This window comes from Anoxybacillus ayderensis (assembly GCF_000833605.1).
GTDB lineage: Bacteria > Bacillota > Bacilli > Bacillales > Anoxybacillaceae > Anoxybacillus > Anoxybacillus ayderensis.
Window position 1 is genome coordinate 86389 of record NZ_JXTG01000002.1, and the last position, 21442, is coordinate 107830.

The 21442-nt window shown below is 41.3% G+C and carries 20 protein-coding genes; 17 read left to right on the forward strand and 3 right to left on the reverse strand.

Features of this window, described 5'->3' with window-relative positions:
- Nucleotides 1-33 precede the first annotated feature (33 nt).
- The gene (locus JV16_RS02690; protein WP_042534120.1) at nt 34-3456 is read left to right on the forward strand and encodes a DUF5057 domain-containing protein; all 3423 of its coding nucleotides are present in this window, start codon (nt 34-36) and stop codon (nt 3454-3456) included.
- Between the two features lie 18 nt (nt 3457-3474).
- The gene (locus tag JV16_RS02695; protein WP_042534121.1) at nt 3475-4323 is read left to right on the forward strand and encodes an ankyrin repeat domain-containing protein; all 849 of its coding nucleotides are present in this window, start codon (nt 3475-3477) and stop codon (nt 4321-4323) included.
- A gap of 9 nt (nt 4324-4332) precedes the next feature.
- On the opposite strand, the gene JV16_RS02700 is transcribed toward JV16_RS02695, so the two are convergent.
- The 3 genes from JV16_RS02700 to JV16_RS02710 are packed head-to-tail and all read right to left on the reverse strand — an operon-like array spanning nt 4333 to nt 7122.
- Complete coding sequence (locus JV16_RS02700; protein ID WP_042534123.1) at nt 4333-5970, reverse strand: hypothetical protein; 1638 nt, start codon at nt 5968-5970, stop codon at nt 4333-4335.
- 14 nt (nt 5971-5984) lie between these two features.
- A complete protein-coding gene (locus JV16_RS02705; RefSeq protein WP_042534124.1) occupies nt 5985-6554 on the reverse strand; it encodes a PulJ/GspJ family protein in 570 nt (189 codons plus the stop codon).
- The gene (locus JV16_RS02710) at nt 6538-7122 is read right to left on the reverse strand and encodes a type IV pilus modification PilV family protein (RefSeq protein WP_042534125.1); all 585 of its coding nucleotides are present in this window, start codon (nt 7120-7122) and stop codon (nt 6538-6540) included. Before JV16_RS02710 ends, JV16_RS02705 begins: the two co-directional genes overlap by 17 nt.
- An 87-nt stretch (nt 7123-7209) precedes the next feature.
- On the opposite strand from JV16_RS02710, the gene JV16_RS02715 reads away from it, so the two are divergent.
- From JV16_RS02715 to JV16_RS02785, 15 genes are all read left to right on the forward strand, one after another.
- On the forward strand, nt 7210-8406 hold the full coding sequence (locus tag JV16_RS02715; protein ID WP_042534126.1) for a hypothetical protein: 1197 nt from the start codon (nt 7210-7212) through the stop codon (nt 8404-8406).
- A complete protein-coding gene (locus tag JV16_RS02720; protein WP_042534128.1) occupies nt 8403-9149 on the forward strand; it encodes a PRC-barrel domain-containing protein in 747 nt (248 codons plus the stop codon). The genes JV16_RS02715 and JV16_RS02720 overlap by 4 nt, the downstream gene beginning before the upstream one ends.
- Nucleotides 9150-9162: 13 nt before the next feature.
- Nucleotides 9163-10419 carry a VanW family protein gene (locus JV16_RS02725; protein WP_042534129.1) on the forward strand — a complete coding sequence of 419 codons (1257 nt, stop codon included), beginning with the start codon at nt 9163-9165 and terminating at the stop codon, nt 10417-10419.
- Nucleotides 10416-12077, forward strand: a complete 1662-nt coding sequence (locus JV16_RS02730; RefSeq protein ID WP_042534131.1) for a GspE/PulE family protein — start codon at nt 10416-10418, stop codon at nt 12075-12077. The genes JV16_RS02725 and JV16_RS02730 overlap by 4 nt, the downstream gene beginning before the upstream one ends.
- Before the next feature lie 242 nt (nt 12078-12319).
- The gene (gene iscB / locus JV16_RS02735; RefSeq protein WP_042534133.1) at nt 12320-13600 is read left to right on the forward strand and encodes an RNA-guided endonuclease IscB; all 1281 of its coding nucleotides are present in this window, start codon (nt 12320-12322) and stop codon (nt 13598-13600) included.
- A gap of 60 nt (nt 13601-13660) precedes the next feature.
- Nucleotides 13661-14695, forward strand: a complete 1035-nt coding sequence (locus JV16_RS02740; protein ID WP_042534135.1) for a type IV pilus twitching motility protein PilT — start codon at nt 13661-13663, stop codon at nt 14693-14695.
- Between the two features lie 6 nt (nt 14696-14701).
- Nucleotides 14702-15913 carry a type II secretion system F family protein gene (locus JV16_RS02745; protein WP_042534137.1) on the forward strand — a complete coding sequence of 404 codons (1212 nt, stop codon included), beginning with the start codon at nt 14702-14704 and terminating at the stop codon, nt 15911-15913.
- A 76-nt stretch (nt 15914-15989) separates the two neighbouring features.
- Nucleotides 15990-16463 carry a prepilin-type N-terminal cleavage/methylation domain-containing protein gene (locus JV16_RS02750; RefSeq protein WP_042534139.1) on the forward strand — a complete coding sequence of 158 codons (474 nt, stop codon included), beginning with the start codon at nt 15990-15992 and terminating at the stop codon, nt 16461-16463.
- Nucleotides 16464-16497: 34 nt separating this feature from the next.
- Nucleotides 16498-17247: a prepilin peptidase gene (locus JV16_RS02755; RefSeq protein ID WP_042534141.1), complete on the forward strand. Its 750-nt coding sequence runs from the start codon at nt 16498-16500 to the stop codon at nt 17245-17247.
- Nucleotides 17248-17259: 12 nt separating this feature from the next.
- Nucleotides 17260-18228, forward strand: coding sequence for a type IV pilus biogenesis protein PilM (pilM, locus tag JV16_RS02760; RefSeq protein ID WP_042534143.1), 969 nt, complete (start codon nt 17260-17262; stop codon nt 18226-18228).
- The gene (locus tag JV16_RS02765; RefSeq protein WP_042534145.1) at nt 18212-18793 is read left to right on the forward strand and encodes a PilN domain-containing protein; all 582 of its coding nucleotides are present in this window, start codon (nt 18212-18214) and stop codon (nt 18791-18793) included. The genes pilM and JV16_RS02765 overlap by 17 nt, the downstream gene beginning before the upstream one ends.
- Entirely contained in the window at nt 18790-19416 is a 627-nt protein-coding gene (gene pilO / locus JV16_RS02770; protein WP_042534147.1) for a type 4a pilus biogenesis protein PilO, read from the forward strand. The genes JV16_RS02765 and pilO overlap by 4 nt, the downstream gene beginning before the upstream one ends.
- Before the next feature lie 13 nt (nt 19417-19429).
- Complete coding sequence (locus tag JV16_RS02775) at nt 19430-19870, forward strand: type II secretion system protein (RefSeq protein WP_042534149.1); 441 nt, start codon at nt 19430-19432, stop codon at nt 19868-19870.
- Nucleotides 19871-19976: 106 nt separating this feature from the next.
- Nucleotides 19977-20756 (forward strand): SPOR domain-containing protein, encoded by a 780-nt coding sequence (locus tag JV16_RS02780; RefSeq protein WP_042534151.1) that lies wholly within the window; start codon nt 19977-19979, stop codon nt 20754-20756.
- A gap of 114 nt (nt 20757-20870) precedes the next feature.
- Nucleotides 20871-21440, forward strand: a complete 570-nt coding sequence (locus JV16_RS02785; protein WP_042534153.1) for a Maf family protein — start codon at nt 20871-20873, stop codon at nt 21438-21440.
- Nucleotides 21441-21442: the final 2 nt, after the last annotated feature.

Here is a 21442-nt window from a genome sequence, read left to right on the forward strand (position 1 = left end):
AAAAAATAGGACTTTTGAAAGGGGGAGAGGTAGGTGAAAAGAGCTGTTTCGGTGTTTTTAACACTTCTTTTGCTTGTTCCATTGTTTATTCCTGCCATCACTGTGCGAGCTACTGATAATATCACATACAATGTGCTCGAAATTGTTAGTCATGCCGATCAATTATCTTCGTCACCATTGAAAAAAGAACTAGGAAGTACGTCGAATATAAACGTGACGACGATGACGATGAAGCGCTTTGTCGCTTTGCGGGACGAATTAGACGGGAAATATGATGCGATCGTTATTTCGAGTGGAGATTATAATCCGACGAAGCTTGGAATGACAAGTAATAGCAATAGAAGTGCATCTCATAATACAACGAATATTTTAAATGACATTACAGATTTAAAAGCTGGGCAAATAAAAACATTTTATATTGATAAAGGGTTACCTGTTTTTCTTCATGACAGTAGTGTGAAAAAATATCCAACAAGTAAACTGTATAGTTACTCTCAATCAAATGCATGGAAGACAAAGCAAAATGTTATTTTCTTTACAACGAATACGAACATAAAAAACTATTTTGCGACAAATGGTATGAAACGTCCTCATTTCGTGTTAGCAAATGCTCCATCTTCTACACAAACGTATAAAAAAGGGGACACATTGTCGTTCGTATACCAAATCACCAATTATACGCAATTTCAAAATAAATTGCTAACTGTAAACTTATATATTGATTCTGATTTTAACGACAAATATACAAGTGAAGAAATTGTCGCGTCTAAACAAGTACAAGGCGCAACAGGAACGATTTCATACACGCTTCCAGCAGGATATTCAGGTCCGCGTTATTGGAAAGTAGAAATTGTTGATGAAACAAGTGCATTAAAAGATTATGAAAAAGGGTTTGTGAAGTTTCAAGATGTTGTCGCAAATATTAAAGTATTACAAATTCGTAAAGGGAACGATGCGAGTTCGTTATTGAATACGAAAAATATGAACCCGAGCTTTTTAAGTCGTACGAACGAATATAATATTAGTATTGATGTAACAACATTAGAGAATTTCCAGAGAAGCAAAACGTACGAACCGAATTACTCACACGAAGTCATTAATGGAAAATATGATATGATTATTTTCGGGTTTGCCGATTGTTATAACGGATGTGGCTCCATTATTCAGCTAAATCCAAATACAGTCCAGTCCGTTAAAAACTTTATCCAATCCGGTCAAAGCGTTATGTTTACACACGATGTCATGTTCGGATCGAATAACGTATGGGTCAATGAATTCGGTCCAATCGTTCAACAAATTCAACCACAAACGGACTTAGGAAACGGTGCACCGAATGCATCAACAAAGACAAAACAAGTGAATAGTGGTTTAATGACAAATTACCCATATACATTAGGTGACAGCATTACCATTGCCACAACGCACAACCAATATTATACGCTTAACTTAGAAAATGAAGCAGTAATCCCGTGGTATAATATTGATGGGTCTCCGCGAGACGTATATGATAGCTGGAACCACTACTATACGTATTCAAACGGAAACGTCACATATTCGGGAACGGGACATGTAGGAACAACGTCAGCCTTTCCAGAAGAAGAACAAAAACTATTCGTCAATACGATGTATCGTGCGTTTTTCGGTTCGAACCATGCACCGCAGTTGACAGTCATCACACCGAAAGAAAACGAAAAAATTCCGAGCAACCAGCCGATTGAGCTATCGTATAAAGTGGAAGATTTAGATTTAGTTGACCGAACGTTTTCCACGAAAGTATGGTTAAACGGTCGAGAAGTGTATGCCCAAAACAATGTGCCAAACGGCACGACGATCATTCAATCCATTCCGCACAATATGCCAAACGGTGGGACAGCGACGATTAAAATTGAAGCAACAGATGCGCGCGGAGCAAAAGTAACAAAAGAATTTCAAGTGATCATTGAAAAAGTATCGGCAAATATCGAAGTTAGTCGAACGATTTCAAAAACGCTCACACCTGTTAACGAACCGATCGCGATGCAATATACGTTAACACCAAAACCGTTATCTTTATTAACGAATACGTTGTTAAACGTAACGAACGTCGCGTTTGAAGAAAAATTGCCAGCAGGCATCGAAGTTGTTTCAATGCCAAACGGATTTACAAAGCAAGGAACGTTGACAGAAGGCTATACAATTAAAGGAACGTTGCCTGATATTTCGTTTGTTAAGTCAGGAACAACGTATATTGCTGAACCGCAAACGTTTACGATTCAAGTGAAACCGACGGCGAAAGGAACGTTTTCGCTCTCACAAGCTAAACTGACATACAAAGATATAAATACGCAAGTCGTCAATTTATCGTTTAATGCCGTATCTTTCGTTTCTGATTACAAAGTGACAGATGCAACGCTGCCAAGCACAATTTTTGTGAACCGTGGTGTGCCGAAAAATGCGCGGCTATTGTTAAACGTCTTGCCGCAAGAAGCGACAATTGCATCAGTAGAATGGAGCGAAAATAGTAATGGGCAAGTCATTTCGATTGACCAAAACGGCGTCATTACCGCAATACAAGAAGGAACAGCACAAGTGACAGCAAAAGTAAAAGATATGTTCGGTAACGTCAAAACAGCGACAATGACGGTCATTGTACGCATTCCAGTCGATTCGATAACAATTCAAAACTTTACTGTTTATGTCGGTGAAACGATTCCGATTCCAATAACCGTATCACCTGTGGATGCGAAAAAAGCGGTATCTTATTCACTAGGAAATAGCTTGTATGCTGAAGTGAATGGGGCAAACGGAACGATTACAGGATTAAAAGAAGGGGTAACGACGTTAACTGTTCAGGCGTTCAATAGAAATGATGAACTCATTGAAAAAACGGTGACCGTCACAATTCAGTCGATTCCGGTAACTGCCGTTGTCGTCTCACCAACCATTGTAAATATGAACATTGGTGAAACGGTTACGCTCACCGCAACGGTTGCGCCAAATAATGCGACGTATAAAACAATTGAATGGCGCTCTTCCAATCCGAATATCGCTTCTGTCGATGAAAACGGTCGCGTCACAGGACTAAGCACAGGACAAGTGACAATGAAAGCGCAAGCACACAACGGTGTGATCGGAACAGCAATCGTTCACGTTGGTTCGCCGTTGACAGGTATTTCCCTTCCATCGACGTTACTTGTCCAAAAAGGAAAAACGATCAATGTATTGCCATACATTGCACCGATTCCAGCTAATGCGACGACAAAAATTGTAAGCCGTTCATTTACTGTCGAAAATAGTTACTATGCCGTTGTCGATCAAAACGGGGAAGTCACTGCGAAACGTCTCGGTGAAACACCACTGACGGTGAAACTCGTTGATGAAACAGGAAAAACGTGGACGGCATCAACAGTCATTCGCATTGTTGAACAAGCGACAGATCCAACGAAAGGCGGAAATAAAAACGGCTGGCTGTACTAATGAAGGATGTGAACACGTATGAAAAAAGTGATGATGCTAGTTGTCATCATCAGCTTATTAAGCGGATGCTTCCCGTCAAAAGAAGAAAGGCAACAAAAATTCATCAAAGCGATCGAGCAAGGAAACGTGGAAGCGGTTCGCGACTATATGAAACAAGAAAAAAACATTAACTTTCAAATGAACAATGAGACACCGCTTGATGTGGCGATGCGTAACGGTCAGCGTGAAATTGCGGTACAACTATTGAAAGCTGGAGGAAAGTCGGCTGTCATGCCGCTTCCTCCCCTTCATTTTGCACTTGCTTCTTCTTTGGCTCAAGGGGATGAAGAAAATATTGAAATTGTGAAACAAATGGTGAACGAACAGACGGTGCGTGAAAAAGATAAGGAAAACAATACCCCATTGCATATCGCTGCAGGGAGTGGAAATCTTTCTCTCGTTCAACTCGTTTGCCAATACGATGTTGATGTCAATGCAAAAAATAAACAAGGTGAAACGCCATTATTGCTTGCTGTGCAGGCAGGGAATGTGGATGTTGTCCGCTTTTTATATGAACGTGGAGCAAATGTGGAAATCGCCAATACATCTGGTGAAACGCCGTTATATAAAGCTGTTGAACGAAATTTTATTGACGTAGCAACATATTTATTAGGGAAAAAGGCAAATGTCAACGCAAAAACGAACATCGGAAAAACGCCATTAATGGTTGCAGCAGAATACGGATATGATGAGTTAGTAACGCTTTTACTTCGTTACGGAGCCGATGTACACATAAAAGATCAGACGGGTAACACAGCGCTTTCTCTTGCGCAATATTGGAAACATGAAAACATAATCAAACAGCTAAAAGAAAAAGGAGCGAAGTAGCTCCTTTTTCTATTGTACTCGCAGTTCGTCAACGATGACGGCAAGCTGTTTGACAAGCGGTAAACCGAGACCGCGGTTAATAAATACATCTTTATTATGTTTGACAACAAAGCGAGCATATTTTTTTTGTTCTTCTTCTGATGATATAGGCGCTTGAAACGAAAGATTCGTTCCACTATCGCTCGTTTCCCCGCGATACGTATTGATGATTAACCCGTTTTCATCTGTGTACGGAATGATTGAGCTATTCCCGCGCGCAAATAGCCCACCTTCGATATTTATATATGACCCGACGGCATAAATGACTGCATTGCTATCTGTGTAGAAAAATCCTTTTAAATTTGGTGTGGTGAGTGAAAAATTGTTCGTAAATTCGTTCACGCGGGCGATTTCGAGCTCTCCTTTTGTTAATAATACGACTTCTTTTCCGTTTAAGCCGCTAATCGTCGTATTGTAAATCGATGTATTTCCGTTGACGTAAACAGTAGAATCGAACGCCACTTCCCCTGTAATCGTTAAGTTGCCGAGGACAATGATGTTTCCTGAAATTTGTAAAGGAGAATTTCCTGCGTTTTCTAATGTCAAGTCGCCGTTTACAATTAACCATTGGTTATCATTTAAAGTCAATGAAGAAATATCAAAATAAGGAATCGTACTCGTATCAAGAAAAATAGATTTTCCGCTTGCAATTGCCCCTTCTAATGCGGTTGATAAATCGATAAGGTCATGAACGACAACAGTCACAAACGATGATTTTACTTGTTCTATAAGCTCTGATAATGGTAAAGAAATGAGATTTTGATATTGCGTTTGTTTACTTTGATCAAATGCATCAATACCAGCTGCTGAAAGCAGTTTATCTTTTAAAGTGAGATCAAAGTTCACATCAATAAACTCCTCTTGTTCTTTTTGGACGCTCGGTCCTTGATATTGAAACGACAGGGAGCTAGATGAAAAATCGTTCATGTTTTTTGTAAATTCGTTTGATATCGTGTAACAACTTTTTGCTCCGTTTCCGTGATCGCATGCATAGCGATTTCCTTCAACGAACAATATACTTTTTTCGCTTGTCGTCGGGAATGATGTTTGCACAGAATAAAGCGTTGAGTTGTAAATATAGTTAGCGACGTTTGTGATGTATATATTTTTCCCTGCATATATATTGCCATCAATATATGCCCCGCCATTTAATGTGACATTTTCACGGGAGCCAAGGGCATATTTTAAAAAGCTTGGCGCATTCGTAATAATTACTTCGCGTGTAACGACTTTTTTTCCGTAAGGGGCATATATGCGAAAGACGCGCGTAAATAATTGATTGCGCACAATTCCTTTCGCATCCGTTATATCTTCGATCGTGACGCCATGGCGGTTCATGAGCTCGTTCAAAAAACCTGCTTGTGCATTGCCTAAATCAAGATCAAGCTGCGCAGGGGTTGATAACGTTAACTGTTCGACTTTTACTTTCAGTTCAGCGATCGTTTCTTCTACGTTTTTGACGGCATCGTGAAGCGATGTGACATCTTCTATACGCACTTGTGTAAATTTTGCTTGATATATGCTAACAGATAAAATCGTAAGCCCGATAATAAAAAAGACAGTGACGGTTAGCATCACGAGCACAAGACTGTATCCTTTTTCGTTCACATCCATCCCCCCCTTTAAAAACCGAATTGTGATTGTAACGTAAACGGTTCAATATATAATGGATCATCCGGATTTCGATGATCGTTGTCTTGAACAGATAAACGAATCGAAATGATGCCGCTTTTACATACGTTTTGTTGTTCTCGAATGCACGTATAAGTGAATGTAGATTGTTCAGGAATAATTCGTAAGTTAGGTGTCGTGATTTGTTTGCCGTTCATTTGTAACGTTTCGGTTGACGCGTCGATCATGATTTGTAGCGTCTCATTTCCTTTTTCCTTTTCTTCTACGAGCCCTGTATTTGTATCAATTTCTTTTTTTACTTGATTGACAAATGTAAGTGTGTAGTTATTTGACTCATCTTTTTTTAAACCGTCTGGCGCCAGCGTATAAAGCTCGTTAAAAATTGTAGTCATTAATATGTCCGCTTCGCTTCGTAGTTGATTTTCAATGCCGATGCGTTTATACGCCTTCGTTCCTGCTGTAAATACGCCGTATGCAGAAGCGGCAATGATCGATGTGATCGCTAGCCCAACAAGCAGTTCGATCAGCGTCAATCCTCGTTCATTAGCGAATACGTTCATTGGCGATCACTCCTTTTAATACGACTACTTCGTTGTTTGAACGAACGGTGACATATAAACGAAGTAAATAATTGCTTACGTCTTCAGCCATTTCTTTTTCTTGTTGAATCACTTGTTTTAAAGGGTCAGGAAATTCAGTTGGTGGATTTGTTTTTATTTGCGACCATATCGTTTGATCGTATGGAATGAGCCAAGCTTGTACGTCTTCTTCATCGTATGCGACATTGTTAATCGTCGGTGAAAAAACAGCTTTACATACATTTTCGTTAGGGAATAAAGACGAATTTGAACACGATGAAGCATCAAAACGAACAAAAGGTGTTTGTTGTGTGATATGATCGGTTGTATATTTGGCTATTGTTTGAAAATCAAGCCGTTCCATATAATGAATCACACCGCGTGCGATATTTATAGCAACCGTTTTTGATTGATTATATGTCGTATATGTCATCGCATTTGTAAAAAACATAAACATGCCACTGACAACAAACGACAAAATGACGATCGATAGGAGCACTTCAATTAAAGTAAACCCACGTTCAAAAATATTCATTTTCTTTTGACACATTTTCCTTCTCCTTCTTTTAAAATACATAACTTTATTATACAATATGTTAGAGTTAGGTGTTGTATCATTTTGAATGGGGGGAGCGACTTGGCGTACTTATTTTTTGCGATCTTTTTTCTCATATTAATCCCCATCTATATTCGGTTGCCTTTTGGGTGGACAAAAAAAGGGATTGCTCTTGTATTAACGGTCGCTTGTTTATTAAGCGCTTTTGGCATCATTGCGATCGAACAATTTCCATTATGGCAAGCTACATTGTTTCTTTTTCTTTTAGTGATCGCAAGTACATATTTACTTGAACAAAAGCTCGGTCATTTATTTTATGCACGCATTTATGAGCACGATTTTATTGTCGAAGATGACGGAGAAGATGAGCGAAAGGATGAACAGCCGCTTGTTAGGAAAGAAGCGGTGGAAGAAAATCCGAAAAATGAGTTGCAACAAGTAGATGACACCGATGTCGAATGGAGTGAGGGTGATTGGCAGGAAGTCGAGCAACCCGTTTCGCTCGAGCCGTTAAAAGATGAATATAATGATACGATTGAACCGATCGCGGATATGGACGATGTCATTGAACCGTTACACAACGATGACATAGATGTAGACGAAGCGTTTATCATGCAACAACGGTGGGATGATTTGCTTAGCGAAACAAGTAATGAAACGTCACGCGATGAAGCATTTGAGAGTGAAATAAAAGAAGGGCTTGATATAGAAACGCTCGCTATCGTAGAACAACCGATCGAACAAATGGCTAACGAGCGACATGAAAGCGAAACGACGTTACAAAGTCTTGTCGTACATACAGTGAGCGAGCAAGAAATGGATATCATTCCGAGTATCGATCATGCTTTACACGAGCAAGACGAAGGGACAAACATTCCGATGATTGAAGAAGCGGTTGTTTATGAAGAACAACCGTTTCAGAGCGCATATGACGAGATGGAAACAACAGCGGGAGAAAACACAAATGAACCTTTACGTATACTTCCAAAACCTTTGCTAAAAAATTTACTTGCTTCTTTATACGCGATGCGTCCAGCGTTGTCGGATGCGGAATATGAACAGCTTATTCATAAACATTTGCATCCTCGCTTACACGAACAAGATTATTATACATTTGCAAATGTATTAATGGAGCATTATGTAGCTTCAAAACAATATGAAAAGCTACATCTTTTTGCAAAACAATTGTATGCTCAATATGGGTCTTATCCAATGATTCAACAACAATTAACACATATGATACATTACGCTGAACAAAAAATGGGGTGGAAAAAATGAAAAGTAGCACACAAGTTATTGGTCTTCCAGTCATTAGCATTCAAAACGGAGTTCAACTCGGACAAGTGAAGTCACTTGTCTTAAACCCAGAAAAAGGAACAGTCGATTTTTTAATTGTTGATCAAGAAAATTGGGAAATTAGTATGAAAGCGATTCCGTTTCGAAACGTCATCGGAATTGGTGAGTTTGCCGTAACGGTTGAAGAAGAGCGAGCTGTGCTCGATTTAAACGTCATTCCGATCGCGAATGAGCTTGTCAATAAAAAAATTGCGATTAAACAAGCGAAAGTAATGACAAGAAAAGGACAATTGCTTGGCGAAGCAACGGAGTTTTATATTGACGAAGAAACCGGACAAATTACCGGGATTGAAGTGCAAATTGGAAATGAATCTCGCATCGTTCGTGCTGATCACGTCATTACGTATGGAAAAGAATTATTAATTGTTCATGAAGATGCACAGCAAACAGTTGCTTCGGACGTGAGTGAATTGTTGTCACTAAAAGGGACGCAAGTAGAGCCCCTTATTGAACAAATTGCTCCAAAAACAGTTGAAACTGAACTTGATGAGTTGCGTCGAAAACAAATTGATATGTTAACAGGAAAACGAGTGTTAAAAGATATTGTGGATGCAAACGGTCAAATATTCATCTCGAAAGATACAATTTTAACGAAAGAACATATTATTCGTGCCCAAGAAGAAGGGCCAGACGTTGTTATTGAACTGTCGATGAATGTCGAGTAAGGAGGCGTATGCCGTGCGCCAAATCGCTTCGCTTAAGTTGTTTTTTACGTTACTTCTTACCGTTTCATATTTACTTGCAAGTACGAAAGTGGCGACATGGGCGTACGAGTCGTTCGTTAGTGGCGATACATTTGCTGAAGGAACGATGATCGGACCAGTCGATATATCAAATCGTTCATACGAAGAAGCGTATGAACAAATCAATCAAAAAGTAAATGAGTGGAAACAATCAGCGACGATTACGCTCATGCTAGAAGGAAAAGAAGTAACGGTACAAACTAATCATTTTACATTTCATATTGAGGAGAGCATGAAACAAGCGGAGAGCGGAAAAACTACCCCTCTCCTCGTTTCCATTGACGGACAAGCTTTGCAAGATGTGATTTCTTCGCTTGGTGCATTAAGTGATTGGATCGATGTTGAAAAAGTAAGAGCACAAGTAGAACAAGCTGCAGCTTCGCTCACATCTGCCCAACTATCTCTTAGTCAATACGTTCGAGAAGAAATGCAAAAGGAAACGATATTATCGCAAGCAACTATCCCGTTCCATCAAGAACTTCATGCGATAACGCAAACAACCGTTGTCATTGAGCCAAAACAAGTGTTTTCTGTTTTGGACTTTTTCAAAAAGCAAGGAATAAGCTTATCAAAAGAAGCGATGACGTTATTTGCATCTGGATTGTATGAGGCGGTTGTACCGACAAATTTTGAAATTGTTGAACGGCATACGAGCCCTATATTACCAAATGGAATTAAGGCAGGGTTTGAAGCAGCTGTTGAACAAAATAAAAAAGACTTTATGTTTTTTAATCCAAACGATCAGTCGTACACGGTTGAAATGAGAACGGAAGGCAGTCAAATGAAACTTTCTCTTACAGGAATACCGTTTATGTATCAATATGTATTAAAGACGGATCCAATTGAATATTACGATCCAAAAACGATTGTGCAATATAGCGCATTGTTGAAGCCGAACGAAAAGCGGATCAAGGAAGAAGGAAAAAAAGGAATGCTCATTCGCTTGTATAAAGAAGTGTACGATCGAAACCGAACATTAATTGAGACGATACCCGTTTCGGAAGATTTTTATCCACCTGTTCATCGTGTCGAATTGCGTGGGTTGCAATCGGGAGTAAATAACGGAACAAGTGGGACACCAAGTGAGACACCAACTCCAAATGAATCACCTTCAACACAGTTACCACAACAAGATGATATATGGGGAAATGAAAACGAGCAAATAAAAGGAAATGAGGATGAGACCTCATGAAAAAGCATGAGCGAAAACGATTAGGCGATTTGCTTATTGAAGCGGGATTAATTACGAAAGAACAACTCGAAGAAACGTTAAAAGAAAAAGCACCTGGTCAAAAATTAGGGGATGCGTTGTTGCAGCGAGGATACATTACGGAGCAACAGTTAATTGAAGTATTAGAGTTTCAACTTGGCATCCCACACGTCAGCTTATATCGTTATCCAATTGATCCGAAATTAACGAATCTCGTACCGAAAGAATTTGCGAAACGAAACATGCTCATTCCTTTAAAACAAGAAGGGGATCGTCTATTTGTTGCAATGGCAGATCCAATGGACTTTTTTGCGATTGATGATTTGCGTTTATCGACGGGCTTTCATATTGAAGTAGCTATTGCATCAAAAGATGATATTTTACGGGCAATTAATAAATATTACGATATTGATGATTCGGTGGAAGAATTTTTAAACATTGCTCCTGCGCAAGAAGTGCGCGAACAAGAGAAACTTGTTGAAGATGACTCGCCGATTGTTCGACTCGTCAATCAAATTTTACAAATGGCAGTAGAACAGCGGGCGAGCGATATTCATATTGACCCCCAGGAAACAAAGGTCGTCATTCGTTATCGCATCGACGGCATTTTGCGTACAGAACGAGCGTTGCCTAAGCATATGCAAGGAATGTTAACGGCGCGTATTAAAATTTTAGCGAATATGGATATTACAGAACATCGCGTTCCGCAAGATGGACGTATTAAAATGAATATCGATTTTCACCCGGTCGATTTGCGTGTATCGACATTGCCGACGATTTATGGTGAAAAAATCGTTATGCGCGTGCTTGACTTAGGAGCGGCGTTAAACGATTTAAACAAACTTGGATTTAATAAATTGAATTTACAACGGTTTATTCAACTGATCGAACAACCAACGGGCATCGTGTTAATTACGGGGCCGACCGGTTCAGGAAAATCGTCGACACTTTATGCGGCATTAAACCGATTAAATGGGGAACATGTGAACATTATTACAATTGAAGACCCTGTCGAATATCAGCTTGAAGGAGTAAACCAAATTCAAGTAAATCCAAATGTCGGGATGACATTTGCCGAAGGATTGCGCTCGATTTTGCGTCAAGACCCGAACATTATTATGGTTGGAGAAATTCGTGATCGCGAAACAGCGGAAGTGGCGATTCGTGCTTCTTTAACAGGACATCTCGTGTTAAGTACGTTGCATACGAACGATGCATTAAGCACTGTTGCTCGTTTAATTGATATGGGAGTCGAGCCGTTTTTAGTTGCCACATCACTTTCAGGGGTTGTTTCTCAACGTCTCGTGCGTCGCGTTTGTCGCGATTGTCAAGAAGAGCACGAACCGACGAAGCGAGAAATCGACATTTTTGCTCGCCGTGGTTTGAAAATTGAAAAAGTGATGCGCGGTCGTGGCTGCCCAACGTGCAACATGACAGGGTATAAAGGGCGCATCGCCCTGCATGAATTAATGGTTATGTCTGATGATATGCGAAAAGTGATTTTAAACGGTGAACCGCTTTCGAAATTGCGTGAAATTGCGATCAAAAATAAAATGATTTTTTTAATTGATGACGGATTGTTAAAAGTCAAACAAGGGCTGACGACAACGGAAGAAGTGTTGCGTGTAAGCATTGTATAAGGTCAACAACCCAACGACTAAAGTCGTGGGCTTGTAAGCCCCATGTTGACCAGACCAAGGCTTGAAACAGAGCCTACGTTATAGATGTCATGACACGTTCGGGTGCTTCTCCAGCCCGTTCCTCTGTCGTGCAAGATTAAACAAGCGTGGTGGGTGGCGCTAGTGTCTTGCACATAACAAGCATCTATAACATGGTCGAGGAGAATATGACCTGCTTTATGCAGAGGAAAGGGGAATACCCTATGGTTTTTGTGTTAGACACAAATAAGTGTCCGCTTGCTCCTTGTCACGAAGCAGTTGCGAGAAAGCTGTTGAAACAAGGGAAGGCAGCGATCTACAAACGCTATCCATTTACGATTATTTTAAAAGAAATTGTCGATAATTTTCGACCGAAAACACCGTATCGGCTCAAAATCGATCACGGAAGCAAACACACAGGACTTGCGATTTTGCGAGGACAAGAAGTGGTATGGTTAGGGCAACTTGACCATCGCACAGACATCAAGGAAAGAATAGATAAAAGGCGTGCTTTTCGTCGAGCAAGACGAAATCGAAAAACTCGATACAGAAAACCACGTTTTCTTAATCGTAGGAGAAAAGACGGGTGGTTGCCGCCATCACTAGAGAGTCGCGTGCAAAATATCCAAACATGGGTTAACCGCCTAAAGAAGTTATGCCCCATTGGGTATATATCATACGAAAATACCAAATTCGACACGCAACTCATGCGAAATCCTGAAATCAGCGGCATTGAGTATCAACAAGGCACGCTTCAAGGATACGAAGTAAGAGAATACTTGCTTGAAAAGTTTGGGCGGAAGTGTTGTTATTGCGGAAAAGAAAATGTTCCACTTGAAGTGGAGCATATCATTCCAAAATCGAGAGGTGGAACAGACCGAGTGGATAACCTATGTCTTGCGTGTCGAGATTGCAACCAAAGAAAAGGAAGTCAAACCGCAGAAGAATTCGGGTATCCACATATTCAAAAAATGGTCAAAAAAACGCTAAAAGACGCAAGTGTAGTGAATGCCACTCGATGGAAAGTGTATGAAGTGTTAAAACAAAGCGGATGCGAAGTAGAGTGTGGAACAGGCGCACGAACGAAAATGAATCGTATTCGTTTAGACTTGCCGAAAACACACTATTTTGACGCTTGTTGCGTGGGAGAAAGCACACCAAATCACTTATATTTCAAAACAAAAGAAGTGTTATTCATTAGAGCAAAGGGGCGTGGTAGTCGTTCACGCACAAACCTAGATAGATATGGCTTCCCAAGAGGTTATCTTGCAAGACAAAAGTTCTTCTTTGGCTTCCAAACAGGGGACATGGTTAAGGCTGTTATCCCAAGAGGGAAATATCAAGGCGTTTGGTTTGGCGAAGTATCATGCAGAAAGACTGGAAGTTTCGATATTAAAGGTAAGGACGGTAAACGTATCGCACAAGGAATAAATTATAGATATGTCCAAGTCATTCAGCGATTCGACGGATACACATATCGAAGGGAGGGAATGAACATTGCGTAAGGTGCAATTCCTCCCCGTGCCTAAAGACAGGGGCTTCCTTGCGTAAGTTTCGTGATGAGCATGAAACAAAAAGTAGATGCGATATTGCGTGCTGCATTTGAATTAAAGGCGTCCGATATTCATTTGACGGTCGGTATTCCTCCTATTTTTCGTATAAACGGCGATTTGAAACGTTACGGTCAAGAAACGTTGTCACCAGCAGATACGGAGCAAATGGCGAAAGCGATCGTTCCCGAAAAAATGTGGTCTCATTTTGAAGAAAACGGAGAGTTAGATTTGTCGTATAGCCTTTCGGGCGTTTCGCGTTTTCGTGTTAACGTGTTTAAACAACGAGGCTGCATATCGCTTGCTATTCGTATCGTGCCGACAAAAATTCCATCGCTTGAAGAATTGCAACTACCAGATGTATTAAAAAAGATGGTCACAAAACCTCAAGGCCTCATTCTCGTGACAGGACCGACGGGGAGCGGAAAATCGACAACGTTAGCTGCGATGATTGATTATATGAATAAAACGATGCGCAAACATATTATTACGCTTGAAGATCCGATTGAATACGTGCATAAACACGGGGGATGTGTGATCGATCAGCGCGAAGTTGGAACGGATACAAACAACTTCGTAAACGGGTTGCGGGCAGCGCTTCGTCAAGACCCAGACGTCATTTTAGTCGGCGAAATGCGCGATTTAGAAACGATTCAAACGGCAATTACCGCCGCAGAAACAGGACATCTTGTTTTCGGGACGCTTCATACGTCAAGTGCCCCTGCGACGATTGACCGAATTATTGATGTATTTCAACCAGAGCAGCAAGCACAAATTCGTATTCAATTAGCGACGGTTTTAGTTGCGATTATTTCACAACGATTATTCCCGCGCGCACAAAAAAACGGAAGAATTGCAGCAACAGAAATTTTAATCAACAATGCAGCCGTTGCGAATTTAATTCGCAACGGGAAAATTCATCAAATTCCGAGCGTCATGCAAACGAACCGTGCGCTTGGCATGCATACACTTGAGGCGAACATTAGAGAGCTTGTCGAACAAGGACTGATTGCAAGAGAAACGGTTGAGCCGTACTTGCAGGAAGGATGATGACAAATGGCGCAATTTCGCTATGAAGCGCGTGATATGCGCGGACGAGTAAAAAAAGGGACGATTGTTGCTTCGTCACGTCGCGATGTGATGATGAAACTTCGTGAACAACGGTTGAAAGTGATCGACGTACGCGAAGTGCCGCAAACGTTGTTAACGAAAGAAATTACATTCGGTAACCCTGTGAAGCTGCAACATTTCGTTATTTATTTACGTCAATTTGCGACGCTTTTAAAAGCAGGGGTAACGATTGTAGATGCTACGCGCATTTTAGCGGAACAAACGGAAAGTAAAGCGTTAAAAAAAGCGCTCGTTCACATTGAGGAACGATTAAGAAGCGGTCAACCGCTATCTACAGCAATGACTGATCATCCGAACATTTTCCCTCCGCTCGTCATTAATATGATTCGCGCAGGAGAGGCGAGCGGAAGTATGGATGAAACGCTTGAGAGGCTTGCCGATCATTTTGAAAAAGTGCATCGAACGCGACAAAAAATTGTTTCCGCTTTGGCTTATCCTGTTGTTGTTGGCATCATTGCGGTCATCGTCGTCATCTTTTTACTCGTCGGTGTCGTTCCGACGTTTGTTTCAATGTTTGCTGATTTTGGTGCGGAGTTGCCGAGCATTACGAAGTTTGTGCTACGTGCAAGTGAAGTGATGCAACTGTACTGGTGGGGCGTTCTTCTTTTGTTGCTTAGCACGTATGGGGTACTGATGCTGCTGAAAAGGCAAAAAAAGACGAAATATTATGTCGATGTCATCGTATTGCGCATGCCCATTTTCGGTGGAATGATGCAAAAGGCGGTACTTGCTCGTATGACGCGCACGTTAAGCTCGTTATTTTCAAGCGCTGTCCCTATTTTACAGGCGCTTACGATCGTTGAAGAGGTTGTAGAAAACGAGGTGATTGCTCGCGTCATTCGCACATCTCGTGATGCGCTCGAGCGTGGGGAATCGTTGACCGAGCCGATGAAGCGGCATTGGGCGTTTCCCCCTCTTGTAACACAAATGATTGCGATCGGAGAGCAAACAGGCTCGCTCGATGCGATGCTTGCGAAAGTTGCTGACTTTTATGAAGCGGAAGTCGAAGCGGCTACCGATCGACTAAAATCGTTAATTGAACCGCTTATGATCGTCTTGCTTGCCGGCGTTGTTGGGACGATTGTCACATCGATTTTAGTCCCGATGTTTGATATATTTAATCATATTCAACAATAAAATAGTACTTTTCAACTAGATTGCTGGTGTTGTAAAATGATGAGAGAGATTATAAAAATTGCAAAGGAGAGGAATTATGTTAAAGAAATTTATTCGCAACGAAAAAGGTTTAACATTAATTGAGTTGTTGGCGGTTATCGTTATTTTAGGGATTATTGCAGCCATTGCAATTCCGAGCATCGGGGGATTAATCGACAACTCAAAAAAAGATGCGCACGTAGCAAACGCACAGCAAATGATTAACGCAGCAAAAATTGCTGTAACGGCGGATAAGAGCTTAATACCTAGTAGTGGCCAAAGCCAAAACATTACGTTGAAAAAGCTTGAGGATGATGGGTACTTAGAGACAGTGAAAGACCCTGATAATGGAACTTATAATAAAGAAGGATCATTTGTTACGATAACTAATAGTAATAATAAGTTATCTTATAGTGTTAAACTAATTAATGATAAGCGTGGTGTCCAAACTTCCACTGGAGATGCGGTTGCTGAGGGAAGTCTAGCACGCAGTCAGGTAGTTGATAACCCAGCCACGCCATCAAATCCATAAATTATGATTTAGGTACAATCAAGAGTGATCGCATATGTTGTTTTTTATTTCTTTCCTCCTCGGTCTTCTTCTCGGCTCATTTTATAATGTTGTTGGGTTAAGGGTGCCGAAGGGGGAGTCGATTGTTGCGCCGCGTTCGCATTGTCCACATTGTAAGCGAACGTTGACGGCGTTAGAGTTAATTCCAGTTGTTTCGTATTTGTTGCAAAAAGGGAAATGTCGCGCGTGTTCGGCGCGCATTTCCTTTGTTTACCCATTCGTTGAGCTGTCCACGGCTATATTGTTTACGCTTGCCCCGCTTTTTGTCGGTTGGTCAGCGGAAGTAGCCGTTAGTTGGACGCTCATTTCTTTATTCGTTATTATTTTTGTTTCTGATGTGCATTATATGGTTATCCCAAACCGTGTTTTATTATTTTTCACTCCACTCCTTCTTGTTGAACGTTTATGGATTGCCCCGCTTACTCCTTGGTGGGATAGTTTGCTCGGTAGTGTTGTTGGGTTTATGATATTGTTTGTCATAGCGGTTGTGAGTAAAGGTGGCATGGGCGGTGGAGATATTAAGTTATTTGCGTTAATTGGTTTGGCGCTTGGCGCAAAGCTTACCGTTTTAGCGTTCTTTTTATCGACGCTCGTCGGGACGATATTCGGACTGATTGGCATGGCGCTCGGGCGTGTGAAACGAGGCGAACCGATGCCGTTTGGACCAGCGATCGTCGTTGGGACGTTAATCGCTTATTTTTTCGGGGAAACGATCATCCACGTGTACGTAAAGGTTATGATGTAAGGAGAACGAACTATGCGGCTTTTTTCGATGAAACATAAAGTGGGCAACATTGTTATAAAAGATCACGTCATTCGCTATGTAGAGTTAAAACAACAGCAACCGCTCGTTTTGCATACATGCGAGGAATGGCCGCTTCCAGAAGGAATTGTGCGGGACGGGAAAATTGTCGATGAAGAACAGCTCGCTCATATTATGGAGCAATGTGTCGACATGTGGAAAATGAAACGTCGCCGCGTACGATTTCTTGTTCCTGATCCACTCATCGTTATTCGGAAAGTTGCGTTACCGAAAGAAATCGATGTAGAAGATATACGTAGTTATTTATTTATGGAAATTGGTTCAACGATCCCGCTTCCGTTTGAAGATGCCGTATTTGACTACGCCATGCTTGAAAAAACGAAAGAAGCGCTTCATGTTTTATTGTTTGCCGCACCGGAAGCGAACGTAATGCAATATGCACAGCTATTTGAAGCAGTCAAATTAAAACCGATTGTGGCAGATATTTCTCCGCTTAGCTTATATCGCTTATTTTACACATTTGATTTAGCGAACGATGTCGATCACTTTTTATTCGTTCAATTTGATTTATCGTCGTTAAACGTCAGCGTATTTTATCAACATCGTCCAATATTCACGCGTCAGTTAGCGTTTGATGCCCAATGGACGTTTTGGGAAAAGACGAATGAAGGATGGATGTGGTTAAAAGAAGGTCAACCTGAACGTCAGCTAGAGGACGTATATAAAGAACTCGAGCGCGTCATGAACTTTTACCGTTTTTCATTACAACAAGGCAAGGCGCAAATTACCCGCATCGTCATTACTGGGGACCATCCGCTCGTTCATACATTTTCCCTTTTGTTACAAGAGCGTCTTGATGTCGCGGTTGAAACGTTGACGCTGCCGCTTTCGGTCGACCCTGCTTATTATTTACCAATTGGACTCGGACTAAAAGAGGGTAATGCATATGCTCGTAGAAATTAACTTACTGCCAAAACGTGAACAAAAATCCCGACTTATTCCACTTTTATCCATTGTGTTTGCTGTTTTATTGATCGTTGGCGCGGCAACGTTTTATGTCATTGTACAGCGCATGGAACAACAAATCGCGCAATTAAAAACGGAGCTCGATCAAACGAAAGCGTTACGAATCGCAGAAGAAGAAAAACAAAAAACAGCTGCGAACACATCTGTCGGAGTCCAGTTGCAAGAAGCGATTCAATGGGCGGAGCAATATCCGATTCATACGGTCGCGCTTTTACATGAATTGATTGAACGTTTGCCAGAGCGCGGGTTTTTAATGAACGTTTCTTATGCGCGAGATGGTGCCATTCAATTGACTGCTCAATTTGATACAACGCGTGAAAGTGCTGCATATTTACAAGCGTTAAAAGATGCCTCGTTTATCGCTGACGTAAAACTGACGAGTTTAACTGCATCAGAAGGAAAGGCGGAAGAAGAAGGAGCAATGCCGCGGTATATCGGACAGTTTACTGTTCAACTGAATATGGAGGAATGGAAAAAACAGCAACAAGGAGGGGAAAAATGAGAAAAGGACTTATCGTGACGGTCTCTCTCTTGTTGCTTACGCTACTATCATTTGCGCTATATATATATGTGTACAAACCGCTCGATGACCGAAAAGAACAACTGGAAACAGAATTGCAGACGGAAAAAAAGTTGCTGCAAACGTTGCAAAGCAAACAACCGTCGGACGATTTGCGTGTTAGTCTTGTCGAGTTACAAAAACGCGTTCCTGTTCAACCGTTTGTCGAGCAATTTTTATTAGATATTGAAAAAGCGGAAGTTTTATCCAATAGTATGGTATTGTCGCTTACATTTCAAGAAGGGGAAAACGTCGAAGGACCTCCCACTCCGATTCAAAAATTAACGGTCAATATATCTGTTCGTTCTCCTTCTTATTTTGCGCTCGAACAATTTATTGATGTGTTGGAGCGATCGAAGCGCATCGTTTCAGTCGATTCGCTATCGTTTACAGGATATGAAGAATGGACGACGGTGATGGATGAAGTACCGGAGCTGTCTTATTCTCTTACTGTTTCAACGTTTTATGCACCAGAGTTACGCCAATGGATTGAGCAACTGCCACCGCTTGATTTACCGCAACCGAGCGAAAAGCGCAATCCGTTTCCTTCATTAACGGAGCAATAAAGGAGTCGGTCGGATGCAAAATGAGCGCGGAATGACGTTAATTGAACTGTTAGCCGTCATTGTTATTTTAAGTATTTTAGTCATGATTGCGACTATTTCTGTTGTTGAAGTCATTAAAAAGTCACGTGATCGAGCGTTTGTCGCGACAGCGTATTCGCTATACGAGGCGGCAAGGCTTCACGTTGGTGCGCAGAAAGTAGAGTTTTTAACACCAAATGAAAGTGAAATATTAACGTACAAACAGTTAGTTGACGATGGCGTTCTTGAGGGAATCATGGATCCGTACACATCAAAACGGTTGCCGCCAAATGATGACTCATATGTTATTGTGACGAAACAACATGACGGCACGATTGCATATGCGGTTTGTTTAAAAGGAGAAACGAAGCAAATTTGTAAAGAAAATGGTGTACCTGTCGATCAGTTGTCGATAAATGACATTCAAGATCGATAGTGCGAAATTTGACGAAAACCTTCCGCGACGAGACGACAAATGTCTCGTTTTTTTTTTCTTTTTTTATGTTACGATGACCGAAGAATGACAGCGGGAGGGAGAAAAGTTGGACAAGCCAGCGAAAAAAGCAATTGTGATTAAAGTGAATGGGAAAGAACAACCGTATACGACGGCGACGAACGTATTACCGCAATGGTCAAATGGAGAGAGCAATGAACAAAATGAGAAAAAAGACGATTTGGTAGCATTCGACACAACAAGTCAACGATATAAAAAACGATCACCTTGGCGTTCGTTTTTGCTAGCGATCGCTTTAGCTGTCGTTCTTGGGACAAGCTTCGGTTTATTTGTATTAACGATCATTCCGACAACTGACACTTCTTCGACCGCCACATTGCAGCAAGAACAAAAGGAAGAAGAGCCAGTTGCGCAACGGACAGAAACCGTTTTTGTCGTTCAAGGTGGGGTGTTTCAAGATGCGGAAGCGGCGAAAGCGTACGCGCAAAAAATAAAAGGGCAACATCGTCCGAGCGTCATGGTAGGAAAACAACCGATTTACGTCTTTTTAGGCATGGCATTAACGAAAGAGGAGGCAAAGAAAATCGCGGGCTTATACGAATCGCTCGGAATTGACACATACGTAAAAGCATGGAACGTATCGGTGGACGAAAAAGAAAATGAGCCGTTTATGACGATCGTTTCCGCGATTAGTTTATTGTTGGATGGGCAACAACTTTCCAATGAACAATGGAATGAGTTACAGTCGTATTCGTTTCATGATGAACAGATGAAAAAAGCGTATGAAGCGCTTTTCGCTTTCCGGCAAACAAACGATCAAGCACAATTATGGGCCGCACAACAACATATATTAAATGTTTTACAATAAGAAGCGCACAGCTTCTTTTTTTCTTTGTCGAACCATTGTATATTGTGTATAAATTTGGTACGATACAAGTGTATCTTCCTTGAAACAAACGCTCATGACAGAAAGGTGATGACGATGCAACTTGTGTTAGCTTCTAGTTCTCCTCGTCGAAAACAACTTCTTCGTATGCTTGGACTTCCGTTTGACATCCTCGTCAGCGATGTCGATGAATTATTCGATGCCGAGTTATCCCCAAGTGAAATTGTACAGCAGCTCGCACATAAAAAAGCAAATGCGGTATGGCAACAAAAAAAAGACGCGTGCGTCATCGGGGCTGATACGATCGTTGTGTGTGAAGGAGAGGTGCTTGGGAAGCCGACGAGCGAACAAGACGCCTTTCGTATGTTAAAACGTTTATCCGGAACGACACATGAAGTATGGACAGGTGTCGCCATTTGTACAGAAAAAGAGTGCGTCACTTTTGCAGAAAAAACGGACGTTACGTTTTGGCCGCTTACAGATGAAGACATTTGGGCGTATATTGCGACAAAAGAACCGCTCGATAAAGCGGGCGCGTACGGCATTCAAGAACGGGGAGCGCTTTTTGTAAAAAAGATTGACGGCGACTATTTTTCCGTTGTTGGTTTGCCGATTGCAAGGCTTGCTCGCGAATTAAAAAAATTCGGATTTTATCCATTTCGTTAAAA

Excerpts from the sequence above, each read along its gene's own strand:
- iscB (WP_042534133.1), top strand. The coding sequence starts at position 12,320 with ATGGTTTTTGTGTTAGACACAAATAAGTGTCCGCTTGCTCCTTGTCAC.
- JV16_RS02720 (WP_042534128.1), top strand. The coding sequence starts at position 8,403 with ATGAAAAGTAGCACACAAGTTATTGGTCTTCCAGTCATTAGCATTCAA.
- JV16_RS02765 (WP_042534145.1), top strand. The coding sequence starts at position 18,212 with ATGCTCGTAGAAATTAACTTACTGCCAAAACGTGAACAAAAATCCCGA.
- JV16_RS02740 (WP_042534135.1), top strand. The coding sequence starts at position 13,661 with ATGAAACAAAAAGTAGATGCGATATTGCGTGCTGCATTTGAATTAAAG.
- JV16_RS02750 (WP_042534139.1), top strand. The coding sequence starts at position 15,990 with ATGTTAAAGAAATTTATTCGCAACGAAAAAGGTTTAACATTAATTGAG.
- JV16_RS02705 (WP_042534124.1), bottom strand. The coding sequence starts at position 6,554 with ATGAACGTATTCGCTAATGAACGAGGATTGACGCTGATCGAACTGCTT.
- JV16_RS02785 (WP_042534153.1), top strand. The coding sequence starts at position 20,871 with ATGCAACTTGTGTTAGCTTCTAGTTCTCCTCGTCGAAAACAACTTCTT.
- JV16_RS02775 (WP_042534149.1), top strand. The coding sequence starts at position 19,430 with ATGCAAAATGAGCGCGGAATGACGTTAATTGAACTGTTAGCCGTCATT.
- pilO (WP_042534147.1), top strand. The coding sequence starts at position 18,790 with ATGAGAAAAGGACTTATCGTGACGGTCTCTCTCTTGTTGCTTACGCTA.
- JV16_RS02695 (WP_042534121.1), top strand. The coding sequence starts at position 3,475 with ATGAAAAAAGTGATGATGCTAGTTGTCATCATCAGCTTATTAAGCGGA.
- JV16_RS02755 (WP_042534141.1), top strand. The coding sequence starts at position 16,498 with ATGTTGTTTTTTATTTCTTTCCTCCTCGGTCTTCTTCTCGGCTCATTT.
- JV16_RS02730 (WP_042534131.1), top strand. The coding sequence starts at position 10,416 with ATGAAAAAGCATGAGCGAAAACGATTAGGCGATTTGCTTATTGAAGCG.
- JV16_RS02710 (WP_042534125.1), bottom strand. The coding sequence starts at position 7,122 with ATGTGTCAAAAGAAAATGAATATTTTTGAACGTGGGTTTACTTTAATT.
- JV16_RS02745 (WP_042534137.1), top strand. The coding sequence starts at position 14,702 with ATGGCGCAATTTCGCTATGAAGCGCGTGATATGCGCGGACGAGTAAAA.
- pilM (WP_042534143.1), top strand. The coding sequence starts at position 17,260 with ATGCGGCTTTTTTCGATGAAACATAAAGTGGGCAACATTGTTATAAAA.